General features: G+C 27.1%; 12 protein-coding genes. 6 read left to right on the top strand and 6 right to left on the bottom strand.

Going from position 1 to position 15,342, the window contains the following annotated elements; all coding sequences use genetic code 11:
* The 3 genes from GCL60_RS02075 (at position 1) to GCL60_RS02085 (ending at position 3,393) form a co-directional block, all read left to right on the top strand.
* Positions 1-876: a histidine phosphatase family protein gene (locus GCL60_RS02075; RefSeq protein WP_153418203.1), complete on the top strand. Its 876-nt coding sequence runs from the start codon at positions 1-3 to the stop codon at positions 874-876.
* A gap of 99 nt (positions 877-975) precedes the next feature.
* Positions 976-2,517 (top strand): fibronectin type III domain-containing protein, encoded by a 1,542-nt coding sequence (locus tag GCL60_RS02080; RefSeq protein WP_161998042.1) that lies wholly within the window; start codon positions 976-978, stop codon positions 2,515-2,517.
* A 24-nt stretch (positions 2,518-2,541) separates the two neighbouring features.
* Positions 2,542-3,393, top strand: coding sequence for a hypothetical protein (locus GCL60_RS02085; RefSeq protein ID WP_153418205.1), 852 nt, complete (start codon positions 2,542-2,544; stop codon positions 3,391-3,393).
* A gap of 18 nt (positions 3,394-3,411) precedes the next feature.
* On the opposite strand, the gene GCL60_RS02090 is transcribed toward GCL60_RS02085, so the two are convergent.
* Entirely contained in the window at positions 3,412-4,404 is a 993-nt protein-coding gene (locus tag GCL60_RS02090; RefSeq protein ID WP_161998043.1) for a M14 family metallopeptidase, read from the bottom strand.
* A 171-nt stretch (positions 4,405-4,575) separates the two neighbouring features.
* On the opposite strand from GCL60_RS02090, the gene GCL60_RS02095 reads away from it, so the two are divergent.
* Positions 4,576-4,869: an FmdB family zinc ribbon protein gene (locus tag GCL60_RS02095; RefSeq protein WP_153418207.1), complete on the top strand. Its 294-nt coding sequence runs from the start codon at positions 4,576-4,578 to the stop codon at positions 4,867-4,869.
* A gap of 6 nt (positions 4,870-4,875) precedes the next feature.
* Here GCL60_RS02095 and GCL60_RS02100 read toward each other — a convergent pair whose 3' ends face one another.
* The 4 genes from GCL60_RS02100 to GCL60_RS02115 form a co-directional block, all read right to left on the bottom strand.
* Positions 4,876-5,844 (bottom strand): hypothetical protein, encoded by a 969-nt coding sequence (locus GCL60_RS02100; RefSeq protein ID WP_153418208.1) that lies wholly within the window; start codon positions 5,842-5,844, stop codon positions 4,876-4,878.
* Positions 5,845-5,934: 90 nt separating this feature from the next.
* Positions 5,935-9,312, bottom strand: coding sequence for a UvrD-helicase domain-containing protein (locus tag GCL60_RS02105; protein WP_161998044.1), 3,378 nt, complete (start codon positions 9,310-9,312; stop codon positions 5,935-5,937).
* Between the two features lie 31 nt (positions 9,313-9,343).
* Positions 9,344-12,148 carry a PD-(D/E)XK nuclease family protein gene (locus GCL60_RS02110; protein ID WP_153418210.1) on the bottom strand — a complete coding sequence of 935 codons (2,805 nt, stop codon included), beginning with the start codon at positions 12,146-12,148 and terminating at the stop codon, positions 9,344-9,346.
* A 10-nt stretch (positions 12,149-12,158) separates the two neighbouring features.
* The gene (locus GCL60_RS02115; protein ID WP_153418211.1) at positions 12,159-13,052 is read right to left on the bottom strand and encodes a DNA-processing protein DprA; all 894 of its coding nucleotides are present in this window, start codon (positions 13,050-13,052) and stop codon (positions 12,159-12,161) included.
* 386 nt (positions 13,053-13,438) lie between these two features.
* On the opposite strand from GCL60_RS02115, the gene GCL60_RS02120 reads away from it, so the two are divergent.
* Positions 13,439-13,645, top strand: coding sequence for a hypothetical protein (locus GCL60_RS02120; RefSeq protein WP_153418212.1), 207 nt, complete (start codon positions 13,439-13,441; stop codon positions 13,643-13,645).
* A complete protein-coding gene (locus GCL60_RS02125) occupies positions 13,642-14,283 on the top strand; it encodes a hypothetical protein (protein ID WP_153418213.1) in 642 nt (213 codons plus the stop codon). Before GCL60_RS02120 ends, GCL60_RS02125 begins: the two co-directional genes overlap by 4 nt.
* Before the next feature lie 6 nt (positions 14,284-14,289).
* Here GCL60_RS02125 and GCL60_RS02130 read toward each other — a convergent pair whose 3' ends face one another.
* The gene (locus GCL60_RS02130) at positions 14,290-15,333 is read right to left on the bottom strand and encodes a hypothetical protein (RefSeq protein WP_153418214.1); all 1,044 of its coding nucleotides are present in this window, start codon (positions 15,331-15,333) and stop codon (positions 14,290-14,292) included.
* Positions 15,334-15,342 lie beyond the last annotated feature (9 nt).

The raw sequence follows: 15,342 nt of genomic DNA on the forward strand, positions 1-15,342 counted from the left end.
ATGCAAATTGAGGAATCACATCGTTTACCAATATTAATTTTGTTTCGTCATGGGCAGACTGATTACAATGCACAAAAGCGTTTTCAAGGACAAATAAATTGCTCACTTAACCCAAATGGCATTGAACAAGCTCATAAAACCGCTGAACATATTACTGAATTGCTAAAATTGCTTTTAACTAAAAATAGCAATTCTAAAATAATAGAATGTTTAACATCTGATCTTCAAAGATCAAAAGAAACATCGCAAACTGTGTCTAAACTGATAGAAAAAAATTTAAATATCAAATTAAGTTTTATAGAAACTGTTTCTTTACGTGAATACCATTCTGGTGAATTAACAAATTATACCATAGATGAATATTCAGAAAAATATCCTAAAGTAATAGAAGAATATTTTAAATCCTATAAAGAAGATCCTTGGAACACGAAATTCCCTGGAAAAGAAGCTGAGTCTTGGCATATGGTTTCAAAAAGAATTTCAAAAAATTTAAAAAAATTAAATGATAATTTTATTTCATTTGAGAAAGAGCAAAATAAATTATCAAAAAAATTAATAGAAAATACCTCAAACAATATTTATATATGGTCTACCCATGGTGGTATTATCCGAAACCTGTTGCACCTCATGTCTATTGACCAAAACAATGAAATTCAATCCTATGGCAACGGGGATGTTCTTCTTTTGCGTCCTGTTATGAATTATAAAAACATAAATAAATTTAATGAAAATAAAGATACAGACAATCCAGCAGCTATATATCCTCTTGAACAAGCTAAATTTCATGAATTTTATGTTGTTTGGGAAATTTTAAATCACTTAAAAGTTGGTGATTCCGTAACTGCTTTAACGGACTTACAATCGCATATAAAATAAAATTTATTTTATGTGTCAATAATTTAACATCTAGGAATTTATTACATTCAGATCCTTTCCGAAATTTATAAAAGATTAAATTTTTTGGAGAGACTAATTTTGAATCGTTTTAAAGGATTTTTAAATAAAATATTTATAATATTATTAGTTGCCTTATCCTTTATACACGATATTACAAATGCGGCTGAAAAAAATTATTTAATTTATAACGTAAAAAAACACGATACCCTATATAAAATTCTTAAAAAATATAAATTATTTCCTATATTTGGTAAAAAGGGTTACTTAAAAAAGACTCTTGAATTAAACCCTAATAAAAAGAAAACAAAAGGTAATTTAATTTACCCAAGAGAAAAAATAAAAATTCCAATATTAGTGAATAAAAAATTACCTGCAAAAACAATTCAACAAAAAAATGAAGAATTACAACCTCCACCACCCGAAGTAAAAACGACTATTGAATTAAAATCTAAATTGGATTCAAGAGATGTTATTTTGAACTGGGATGTAAAAGATCAACAACAACCTCTTACATTTGAAATCCAAAGATCATTATTTAGTGGAACTCAGTATAGGATCCTTTCACAAAATATCAAAGAAAATGAATTTAAAGACATGGATTTGGTTTTAAATAATACTTATTATTATATTGTAAATGGAGTTGATTCATCTGGAAAAACAATTACTTCAAATGAAGTTTCAATTTTATACAGCCCCATATTTTTTAAAAGTCTTTCAGGTAAATTAAATGAGAAAAAAATAGAATTGAAATGGGAGGAATATGATAAAAATAATAAAGCAACATATGAGGTTAAACGAGCAACTGTAAAAGGCGAAGAATATAGAGTTATTGCTGATAATTTAGATTCACTTAATTTCACAGATGAATCTATTGCTCCAAATAAAACATATACCTACATGATAACTGCAAAATCTTCCGGAGTTGAAATTGCTAATTCTAATGAAATTAGTGTTACTTCATATAAAGGCTTTGATATTCCCTCAGCATTTAAATATTCATTAGGTACTTCTTATCTTTCTTATCATGAGTATAATACACAGAATAATACTGATGTCGTTTTAAATTCATCTGTAAGTCCTAGTTTCGATTTTAAATATTCATTAGATTGGACAAAAGAATTTTCCACTTACTCTTCATTAGGTTTTATTTATATAGATTTATTAAATTCATCTTTTTATAACATTGCAAATAATCCAAATTATTTATTTAATTTCCATTTAGGCTTATTTTATAATTTTTATAAAAATTTGTATGTAATAAATGACTTATCTTTTTCACAAGATGTCATTTATAAACCTTATAGTAACAATAATTCATTACAAAAAATATTTACTTTTAATAATAAAATATCTGGAGGTGTTTATTTTCTTAAGACAGATTCATTAAAAATTGCAACAGAAGCTGGTTATATATTCACATTACCTTTTGGATATAATCCTGTAAGTGTAGGAAATGGATATGAATTGTCTTTTAAAATAAACAAACAATTTTCCATTTTTGAATTTGGTAGCAGGTTATATTATTTAAATAGAAATGTAAATACACCTCAAGTGAAATCAAATATAAATGATTTTGGTATCATAGGTGAATTTAGCGTTCCCTTAAGTATTGGTAATTAATATGAATTATAAGGAGGATTCATATTGTTTAATAGAAAAATAAGATATATTAAATTACTTATACTTATTTTAATTTCATATTATTTATCATACGATTTGCATGCGGAAGAGCTGACAACAACAGCTGCCGCAATAGAAACTGAAAAAACGGAACAAAAATCAGAATTAAATAATGAAAAATTAAATAACCCAAGTAATAATTCAGAGAAAGAAAAAAAAGAGAATGACAAACCATTTAATTCATTTTATTTAGATGGTGAGTTTCGTTATTTTTCTATATCTGGTACAGATCAGCTTTATAATGTTTCACAAAAGTTAACATTTAGAGCTGCTTCTCTTGAAGAAGTAGGATTTATTCAAAATTGGCATAAAGATTTTAAATCCTATTTAGGAGTAAACTATTCAATTTTACAAGTTTCAGACTCCAATGCAGGAATTACTATAAATAATAGTGTTAATAGAGAAATAAATTTTGTTGCTGGCGCTAAATATAATCTCTTCTCTTTTTTATATTTACAAACAGAATATAGTTATGGAGGAATCCTTGTTTTTCGTGCTTTAAATCTTCAATCTGTTAAAATTGAAAGTATATTTATATCAAAATTAAATATGGGTGGCGGGATTACATTTTTAAATTATTCATCCTTTGGAATACATGCAGAGGGAGCATATGATCTTGTATTTCCTAATAACGATTCGAATTATGGTAACATAAGTGGTAATGGATTTGAAACAGCACTTCTTTTTACTTACGAAAGAAATGATTGGGGTATAAAAAGTAAATTTTATTATAATTCTCTAAATTTAAAAACAACACCAATAAATTTGCAGTATCAAGAATATGGAGTTCGACTAGGTTTTTATTTAGATTTATAAAGTTTTTATTTAGAAATATTATTCTTTCCAAACTAAGGGGTGTTCTTTTGTTTTATCTGCGACAACAAATATTTCTCCAGGTAATGGAGGTATTGCTTCACCATTTTCAGTTCTTTTGGGGTATTTTGGAAATAAAATATAACCAGAATATTTAGAAAATATGTCCTTACCAAATTGATTCACGCCTAATTTTGTCTCTGTCGTTATGGATTTAAAATTTATAATTCCTTCATTCAGTTGCATTTTAGCATGATGAAAAGGTTCTCTGTAAACAATATTCAAAAATTCAAAATCTATATTTTTGCGAGAAAGTTTTATAATTGAGCTATGGTTTAGAAAGACTTTATCTAAACATTTTAGAGAGCGTTTCATAATTTCATACGACATAATTTCCGATTCTTTATGAAAGCCTTTTTCACCTAACTCTATCGTAATACCTGCTTTATGAAGAGATCTTACAAATTCATCGGTGCACATTCCTGCAGAAGAAAAAGAAACACCTTTTTTCCTTGTGACTAAAGTATTTGCAACTCCAGCTGCTCTTGCCCAATAATAGCTTTGTTTATTCATTTCAAAAATATAGAATGGTTTTAAACAGGGCATAATGGTTTGATGAAAATCGAAATAAACATCAGCTTGTTTTAACAGAGGCATGATTTCAAGAGCTCTTTTTCTTTCTTTACTTAATGCGCCTTTATAATTTTCTCCAAAACTCCGATTTAAATCGGATTCAACAAAACGTAAATTTTTAAGGCACGCTTCAATATTTCCAAGAAAAAATGAAACTTTTCCAAAAAATTTAATTTTATTTGATATAATATCATCAATGCATTTTAGAATACCAGGCAAAGAGCCAACTTCATTGCCATGAACAAGAGAAGAAAAAATAATATGACCAGAATGTTTTCCCTTATTTATAGTTATGGAATAAGGAATTCCATTGCCATATTTTTTTTCATATTTTTGGAATTCATTTAAATAGTATGCTACTTTTTCTTGATATTTTTCCAAAATAAATTCCTTTTTCTTTGTTGTCTTAGAATAAAACAAATTTTAAAGACAAATGAACATAAATTTGAATATCTAAAAGATCAATATGGAGTTCTTTAATTTAGAAGATTGACTTATAAAATATTCTTTATTATTGTACAATTTGTTTACTTTATTAAGTGAGGCTTTATTTTGCCAATTTATCTCTATGAACCTACATTATGGTCTGAAAATGAAGAAGTAAAAGAATGTTGTTTTTTTGAAATAATTCAATCATTTAAGGACGAGCCTCTTCAAGCCTGCCCAACGTGCGGACATAAAATTCACCGTGCTGTTACTTCGTTTAGTGTAACAAATAAAACAAAAGACTCCTCATTAAGTGAAAATGATTTATATCAAAGTTTTCATAAAAATAAGGATTCTCCATCTGCTAAAGCTGCGCAAATGGCAATGAGACATATTTGTCGCTCAGGATGTAGTCATTAAATTTGATTATTTCTCAAAAAACAATACAGTTTTCGGCTTCTTTTGAACATCTCGGATAGACTGATCACCTCTTGCTATGGCAATCGCTCTCGTTAATTTGCCTTTTTCAACTTCAAAAACTAAAACACCTATTTTTTGCAATATCATAAAAATGCCGAGACCAGCCCCAGGGGTTCCTTCTTTAACGGCTTCTGTTTCTTTATATCCGACTCCAAATCGAATATATTTCGTAATACCATCGCCTTGAAAAGTGCCAAATTTATCACAAACACTCATAACAAAACTAACACCCTCGAAAAAGCAATTTAATTCTATGCTTTCTTCATCTTTTAAGGCAACAGGTATGGTTCGATCAATATTATTTCTCGTAGGACAAGCATCCCAAATGGCATTCATTAAAAATTCATCAACAATATCACCTAGTATTTTAGAATATGAATTAGATCCCGCAACAAGTTTATCTTTATTTTTTTGAATTTCATTGTGGAAAAAATCTGTTACTTTTGATTGAAGCTCAGATCTTTCAGAAGAATGCATTACTTTATGAGTAAATATAGTTGGATTCAACAAATTTAAATTATGAATAAGTGGTTTACTTGCATTAGATTTATAAGTTATTATTTGAACTAAAATTGTTTTTAATAAATCAATATGAATGATTCCTATTAAATACCTTATACTTTTCATCTCTTCTTTGTATTTTTCAAAAAGAGAAAGCTCTTTATCGTTAGGCATGATAATAAAATTTGAGCTAATAAGATTTTTAGCTTTTGAAACGAAATAAACAAAATCAATTGCGTCAGATAAAATAAAATATTCGGTATCTTTTTTTATGCTCGAAATAATTTCTGTATTTAAGGATTCATTACTCAGAGTCGTAGAGGTCGATTGACAGGCATGCTGAATCGCATCCAGCTGATTCTGGTTAATATTTTTCCTAAGATTTTCTGTTATATAAAAACAAAGTGAAGACATCATTGTCCTTATAATAATGATTTTATAAAATTCTTACTTTTTTTAACGTTTTGGTCAAAGAAATACGTCGGATTTCTGCTAGGAATATTTTTATACAAAAAGATAGACCTGTTCTTCTTCAAAAATTAGGTTTGGAGGTAAATCTTTCCCCATGTATTTTAGGGGGCTTGATGCCTCCGATTTTTTGTTATAACAAAGACCCCCAAGTGTTATAAATTCTGTTTCCTTAAGTTTATCTCCATAAAAATACTCTAAATTACTTAAAGATTTTGTTAAATCCATATATTCTAAAATCTGGTCTATATGTTGATTTTCTTTTTTACCTGTTTTGTAATCAATTACAAATAAGATATGAGTGCTTGGTTTATAATTGTTTAAAGCGGTTTGAAATGGAAAATAACATTCTTCTTTTATGGAAAAGAGAGATTGAAAAGGGAGCTTTAAAAAATTTTCAATCTTAATAATAGCTAAGAAATCTATGATATGTCTTGAAGTATTTATAAAATGATTTTTATCATCTTTTTTTGACCAAATTTCAAACTCATGAAATACTTGAATTGAAGAGGATTCTATTAAATATTGTAAAGATTTTTTTGAAGCTTTTTTATTTTCTGCAGCAGCATGGTATAATATGCCTTTATTTACAAGATCTCTGGTTTTTTTAGCATTTTCTATTTTACTTTTTAAATTAGAATATTTTGGTAAATTGTTACTTTCATTTAATTCTAGAATTTCATTATTTTCAACATTTTCAGATTTAATCAAATCATTTTCTAAGTTAGAATCTTCCAAAAAAGGGTATTTATTTAAAAAATAATTTAAAGAAATTGAATTTTTAATGGAATAATTTTCATTATTAAAGTGCTCTGATTTTGCTTCTTTTAAAATTATATTTTCTAAAAAATGAGGTCCATATTCATAATAAGAAACAAACTTATTTTCACTCAAATAGGGTTTAGGATATGTTTCATCATTTTGAAACCAAGGCTCTGGAGGTGGTTTGGTTTCGTTTGTTTTGGCAAGTTTTCCTTTTGGCTTTGGAAAACCTCTTAAGTCAAAATGAAAATCTAAATATTTAAGAAAAATATCTTCTTCTATATATTTTTGAAAAGGAAGAGGATCTCTGTGTGTCGTTTTTCCTAAATCATCTCTTATACCATCTTTTTTTAATCTTTTGGGCTGAAGTAAGATAAATGCATTTTCTGCTCTAGTAAATGCTGTATAAAAAACACGCTGTCTTTCAAAGTCTTGTTCAGCTTGTTTCCTTAATTCAGGAAAAAAGAAGGTCGTTTTAACATCTCCATTTGTTTTATATTCGGTAAATGAATCTGTTTCAGCAAAGTACTTGTTCTCAATTCGATGGACTACAGAAAGATTTTCAGTATCATCTTGAAGCCAAGTTATATCTAAATATTTACCTGAATTAGAGCTCACAAATTTTCCTAAATTTTTAGCCCTTCCATGCTTTGGATAAAAAATGACATGTTTCCATTCTAAGCCTTTAGCTTTATGTACTGTTTTTACTTCAAGTAGATCGTCCGTCTCAGTCGATTCACTCTCCCAAGAATCTAAGCGCCATTGTGAAAGTGCGGTAGGAAATAATGGATTTGTATTTTTTTTAAGGATTGAATTGTCTAAGTTCGTTTTGACTTTATCTTCTAATGAATCTCTGAATGTCGGGGATTCAAGTTTTTGAGCTAAAGTATAAGAAAATAAATCCATTCTTGCGCAAAATAAACTTGCGTTTGTTTTTGAGTTTATCTTTTTATGTATTTTTACTAAGCCCCATCGTAATAACTGCCATGCTTTAAAAAAATTATCTTTTGCTATTATTTTATGTTCTTCAATTTTTTGTATTATTTCATTAAAAATAATTTTATTATTTTTTCGATGAAAAAAATAATTTTCAATTTCTGAATGACTCATAAAAGATAAAGGACTATGCAAAATATGATATATATCTAAATCATCTTCTTCATTTAAAAGAGATTTAGCCAGTGCAAGGGCAACTAAAAATTCTAAATTAGATTCAATGTCTTTTTCATTTTTTGATATATATAAAACAGGGATAGAAGATTTTTTCAAAGATTGAACAACTTTAAATGCATCGTTATTTTCTTCACATAAAATAACCATATCTTTCCATTTTAAGTCATTTGTTTTTTGATAGTTTTTTATAAAATTAACGTAGCATTCTATTGAATATCTTTCTAATTTTAAACCATTTTCTATTATGATGTCATTTTGATTTTCTGAAGTAAAACGATCTGCATTCAGTGATGCTGTTACCAGATGAATGTATTTTTCATTATTTAAAGAATTATTTGTTTTACCTGCTTCAAGAGCATTTTCTGGGGTATATTTTTTAATTGCTTCTTCATAAAAATACGAATTTTTAAATTCATCGGGAAAGTTAGGATTATCCCATTGAAATGCCAATTTTGAAAGTTGGTTAATTTCATTTAGTAAATTTGGATTAGAGCGAAAGTTTTTCTTTAGTTCAATGTGTTCCCAAGATTTATTATTTTTTAAATTTTGAAAAACATCGACACTCGCATTTCTAAAACCGTATATACTTTGTTTTGGGTCACCGACAACAACCATGCGTCCATTGCATTCCTGAACCATATCAAATAAAATGTCATGTTGAATTTGGTTTGTGTCTTGATATTCATCCACAATCAATTCTTGAAGCTGAATTGGTACGTGATTCTTTAAATTTTCTTTTAAAAATAAAGTTCTGTCTGAATAGGTAAATTCACCTTTAATAATTCTTTTTTCATATTCTAAACGCGCAATTTTATGGAAATCATGAATTAATATTTGGGTAGAAGGATGTATTTTTTTAGCAGCGATTCTTAATTCTTCAGAACTTGCAGCTAAAAAAGTAGCGTCACATAAAGTTTTTAAAATAGAATCTAGTGTTCCGCGATTGTTATTAAAACCCTTTTTTAGCGCTCCCGATAATATAAAATCAATTGTTAAAGATAACTGATACTCGCTATAATTATTATTAATTAAATAATTTTGAATGGCTTTGTATACTTCATTACAAATTATTTCTTCATCAATGAGTTGCAGGCGAGGTGGCATAGAATAAAAGTTTTTTCTTTTTTGATTTAATTCCCACCATGTTGGATAAATGCAATTTACAAGTTCTGAAAAAAAGCTATCTATTGTAGAAATATGTATAAAAGAAATAGCATCAGAAAGTTGATCTATTTGTGAAAGTTCTTTTTCAATTCTTTCTTGAATTTGAGAAGCGGCATCTTTAGAAAATGTTACTATAAATAATTGTGATGGGCTTATATTTAATTTTTTATATGATAATAACCATTTTGTTCGTTCGGTTAATACAGCTGTTTTACCAGCACCAGCACCTGCTTCTATCAATAAATTTTGTTTTAAATCCAATTTATTTGGGTAAAAATGGATGCATTTATCTTGCTCTATGGTAAATTTTTTCATTTTAATTACCTTTAAAAATAACTCATAATAATTAATTCGTATTATTATCTGTATTATCTTCATCATTTTGTTTTTTCGATATAGGACATATTGATTTAAAATCACAAAATTCACATGTATTTTTTTTGATTGGTTTTGGATAAAAATTACCAGATTTTAAGTTATTTGCATAGACTAAATATTCATTGTAAAGTTTTTGATAATGTATATTATCTTTTTTTAATCCATCGCCGCCAAATTCATAATTTAATATAGGATTCGCTTTTTCATCTAGGTTTTTTAAATGATATAATGAAAATGACCTGATTTGATTGCGAAATAAATCATCTTCTTCTACTAATTTTGTTTGAGACCAAGCTAAACAATATAATGCACCTTGGACACTTAATTTAGAGCTTTTCATTTCAATTAATTCAGATGGTAGTATAGAAAGTTTTTTTTCTGTTTTAGGAATATTTGATGTCTTGTAATCAATTATTCTTAAACCAAATTGAGTAGCATCTATTCTATCAATTTTACCAGAAAAAACGAGCCCCCCTAGCGAAAGCGATATTGGTCTTTCTCGTTCAATTCCTGTCAGTTTTTCATCAATATCTTCAGCAAATTTTTTCTCTATTTGGATAAAACGATAAAATGTTCTTTTTAATATCTCCCGTTCCTGTATAAGTATGAATTTAGATTTTTCATTATTTTTATTTATATTCCATAAATTATCAATTGCTTCTATAGATGCTTCTTTGAGAAATACTTCAAATAAAAATCCATGTTTTTCAATAGCATTGCAAAATATTTTTATCCAATCTGATTTATTATTGCTTAAAAATATATTTTCATTTTTTAAATTAAAAATGATATCTTCATAGATGGGAAGCATAGTTTTACTATAATTACTATTGCCTAAAGTTGTAACAATTCGTGTTATAAATTGTTCCGCAATGAGGTGCATTTTACTACCAATTTCTAAATGATCTGTTTTAAGAATGCTATTATCATTTTGTTTAATTCCTAAAACATCTTGCAATAAAAACTGGAGTGGACAATTTACATATTTTTCAAAACTTGTTATTGAAATTTTATAATTGCATTGAATAAGATATTCATTCCAAATAGGAAAAATATTATTATTATTTTCTGTTTTTTGAGTTAATAATTCTATTAAATGACTTTCAGATGATTCTGGAAAAGAAATTCCAAATTTAAAAATATTTTTTTTGGGGATTAAATATTTTGGGAAATCATTTATTTCTGAAAGATTCTCTAGCCAAAACTCAAGAGGAATGCCAAGATTAGCTATATTTTTCCAAAAACCACGATACATAATTTCACTTGCCGGAAGATCAATTGAAATTCCTTGTTTTCTTAAAATTGAAATCGCATTATTTAAAACTTTAACATGAAAGCTTGAACCTGTTGGCGCATGCGCTCTGCCAATAGAGACTATTTTTTGCGGTAATTTATTTGTTGAAAAATAAGATAGAGCTTTAGGATATAATGAAATAGGGTGTGGTTTTCCAATTTGAATTTTTTCATTTTCAATAGATTTATAAAAGAGATGTTTTATGAATTCATCATTTTTTTGTTTGACATCTAAATCATAAATTTTTCCAATTTCATTTAGTTTTTTTTCATTTCCAATTAAAGATAATTGTTCAATAAATTTTTCAAATAAGTTATCAATTTGAGGAAAAATTTCTTTTGCATCTGTATAGTTTGTATTATTCATTTCCCAATTTGATATCATTTGTTTCGTAATTTGATAATTACCAGCGGCATCTGGTTGTGATTCTTTAAATTTACCAGGATCAAAATCGGCTAAAATACAAAATGTATTTTGATCATTTAATATATTTTTGGAATTTTCTGAAAAACAATGCCTATTTTCTGATATATAATAACTTATATGATCATGTTTAAGCTCAATTTCATTTTGTGCTTCTTTTAAAATTGTTCTCGAAGAAATAAATAAATTATTTATATTTAATATATTTCGAGCTTTTAATATAGATTTTTTAAATTCATCAACATAAAAACTTTGAAAATTACCAGGTTTTATCGTATTGCATGAATTATAATCTTTTTTTGATTCGGCAATTATAGGTAATTCATTTAAAAGCTCAGGAGCAGAAATCCATAAAATATTTCCATTCAAAAATTGATAAGGTAATACAATTTTATCTGAATATTCAGATAAGTGATCGATAAATATTCCTTGTAAATAGTCTTTGACCAAACTTTGGAGTCTACTATAATTTGCTAATTCATATGTGCCATACTGAAAACTTCCAAGTATTTGTCTTAAAGCAATTTCATTTATTTCTTGAACTGTTTTAATATTTTCTTTATTTTGTGTACTGATTAATAGTTTTGCAAAACTATAATCTTCAGGCCAATTTATATCAATTAAGGATAAAATTTGTTTTGCTATTGGTAGTGAGTCATTACTATTATAGCCATATAATTTTAAAATATTTTCAATTAATAGTTCTTGATTTATAACATCAAGATAAGGTAAGGAAATAAATTTAGGAATTTCATTTTTAATTTTTAATGAAGATGTAGAAGATAAAGAAGCACAAAAATTACGAGCAAGGTTGTCTAAAGTATACATTGAAATTCCAAAAAAAGATTTTGTATTTGTTTTATTATCAAATAGTCTTTTTTCAATTTCAAACAAAACTTGATTTCGAATTGTGACTAAATCTTCTTTTCTTTCACAAACAATTGACCATTGAGTGTTTAAATCATTTTTATAATGTTTTATAAATTCATCAACAAATAATTGCAATGATTTATAATTGCAAAGAAACATAGAATTTTCAACATATTCTTTTTTCAATTTTATAGCCCTAATCAAGAGTTTTATATTGTTTCAGAAACGAAATTCTTTCTAATACATCTCTTGGAGATTGAATACAAAATGCTCCATTTTTTATGAGCTCAATAGCACCTAAACTATTTGCATGATTAACCGCTCCTGGGAGAGCGCCTACATCAATCCCAAATTCGGCCGCTGCATTAGCCGTAATTAAACTCCCACTTGTAACTGCAGCTTCTATAACTAAAACAAAATGAGCAATAGCAGCAATAGAAAGATTTCTTCTTGGAAAATTCCATTTTTGTGGTTTTTCAAACGAATTAAATTCACTTAGAATTAAACCATTTGTTGAATTTCCTATTTTTTGAAAAAGGCTCAAATTAGAAGAGGGGTAAAAATTTCTTATTCCGCTCCCTATAATTGCGCAAGTGGAACCATATTCGTAGCCTACGGCATTTGCAATGGCATCAATTCCAATTGCGCCACCAGATAAAATGGTGCAACCGGCTATAGCGAGTTCTTTACTAAAATATTGCGCTTGTTGTCTTCCATAATAAGTTGGTTTTCGTGATCCAATTATAGCAACAACAGGTTTTGATAAAATTTTAGGATTTCCTAAATATTGAAAAGCGAGTAAGGAAGGATGTTGTAGTTTTTTTTGTAATATGGATTCAAGATAAAAACGATCTATGAATTTATTATCTATAGAAGTTTCTTTTCTTTTTAAGTCATTGTAAAAATTTAATAAGTCATATTTATTATCTATATTACATATGTCTAAAATTTCTGAAAATTTAAAATTGGAATTATCCTTTTTATTTGTAAGATAAGTTGTTACTTTTCTAATTTCATTGTTTTTTAGTTTTGATTGAAGAAGCCAAAGTTCTTCTTTTGTTATATTAGTATATTTGTTATAATTAATCATTTTATTTCTTTCTATTAAAAAATATGTTGAAAACTCAAAGAGAAATCAAAATAATATTTATTTTATTCGTTTTATTAAAGATAGATTTTTAAAATTTGAGTAGAATTTTATTCTGGTTGTCCATATTCTTACTAAATCAAAAAAATGACATGTAAAATTAAGTCTTGTTTATTAATTTGAATTGAAAAAAATTTGACTAGGTAAAACCAATATGCTTTACTCAGTTTAAAGCAATACAAGCTTAAAAATGTGTCAAAATAAGAAATGCGTAAATTTTTGCGCATGAAATATTTTGTTCCAAATTAATAACCATGGGGTGAAATATGAAGGAAAGCAGATGCCCATATCATGTTAAGCAAGGTCTAGTCGATACGGAAGGGAAATTAGTGCTTAGTGATGTTTGTGGGGTAAAATCGGCATGTGGCGCGCAGTGTCCATTTGCTCCTTTCAAAGAAAACTCTCATAAAGAATGTTCTCGTTATGTTGCTCATATTAGAGGTGCTGAACGTCAAGTACTTGTACCAAAGAACGATATAGAGTATTTGCCAGAAGTGAGTGGTTTAAGTAATTTTAGTGAGATTGATCTTTTGTGAATACAACTTCCAGCATCTATAGCAAAAAAGGGCGCAATAATCGGAATTTAATTTTAGCCGATGTGATCGGAAGCGAAATAGAAGCTTTTGATATTGGCACAAATGCGTTATTTAAGGCTGCACTTTTTTCAAATATCAAATCGGGTTCCGAAGATATTTCAGATGTTTTTCTATCTTTATTAAAAAAATCATTAGCCGCAAATTCAAAAATTTCTCCTTATAGATTGTTCTCTTTTTTGTCATATCATTATTTTAAAAAGAAATTTATAGTTACGGCTCTAGAAGAAATAAAAAAGACACGCTCTAATTGGTTATTAATGCAATGTAATGTGACTGAATTATCTGGTTTAGACTCAAAAAGTTCTCATTTTTATTTTAGTCATTTAGAAAAGCGCATTTTTGAAGAATATGTAACGGGATGGATTGATGCTCAATTCGCTCTTGAAAAAGAATTTAAAAAAGTAAGAAAAAAGTTTTTATTATCATTGCTAAAAAAATACTTTAATTTTTTATTATTTTGGTGTTTTATATTTATTGCTATTTATATTGGACTTCATATTACATCAAAAGAAAATTCACTTACCATGTGGCAGCAACTTAAAGGCTGGATCAATTTTTTATTGCAAAGACTTTATTAGTACTTTTTAAAGTGAGTTATTTTCATAGTATAGAAAATATCTTTTAGTAGGTTTGCAGCATTTTATAGATGGTTCCCATAACCATGATTTGCAGCTTTGATTGATATTACAGCTATTTTTTGTGTCCAAATTAAATTCATATTCACTTTCGGGACTCATTTTATTTGTATTTGAGTTTCTATTTAAAACTTCATTATTAACTGGAATTTTTTCAGTTCTTAATGGTAATGCAGGCAATGCAGTTTTTGAAAAGAAGAAACCTTCATTCTTGATGGAAGATTGATTTTGAGGATTTATTAAATTGATATTATTCTTGTTTGAATAATTTCCATTCTGATTTGCTATAAAAATTTCATTTGATTTTTTTTCAAGTGAATTTGAATTATTAATAATGACAGGTTTGTTAACATTGTTGCTTTGAACAGCTGGATTGTTAGCAATAACAGGTTTATTTAGATTGTTACTTTGCACTGGTGGATTACTAATCACGACAGGTTTGTTTACAGTGTTATTTTGAACGGGTGGAATGTTAGCAATAACAGGTTTATTTACATTGTTACTTTGTGCTGGTGGATTACTAATCACGACAGGTTTCTCTTTAGGTTTTTCTGTAGGTTTTATTGGAACTGGATTTTTTACAATTTCTTTTTGAATAAGAACCTTTTTTTCAGGTTGAATTATTTTGATTTCACTTTCTTTTTCTTTATTTTTTGTTAAAACTTTTTCTTTTTTAATATTTTCATTTAATTTATTTGCTTCTATTTTAACAATTTTTTTAGGCAATAATAAAATTTCACCAACGTAAATACAATTTCCTAAACTTTCTTGTTTTTTAGGATTTAATTTTAATACTTCTGCTAGAGAACCATTTTTACCATAAATTGGTTTTAAGGAAAGTGTTTGCAATATTGTTGTAATTGTATCTTTTGGCATTACCTTATATTCTAATAAATCATCGGAAGCCATTGCATCTCTAGATACGATAAAAATACTAATAATAAATACGTATTTTAGTATTTTTAATATATTGATGACTTTTAAAAGAAACATAATGAACAA

The organism is Silvanigrella paludirubra, from assembly GCF_009208775.1.
In the GTDB taxonomy this organism is placed as follows: domain Bacteria; phylum Bdellovibrionota_B; class Oligoflexia; order Silvanigrellales; family Silvanigrellaceae; genus Silvanigrella; species Silvanigrella paludirubra.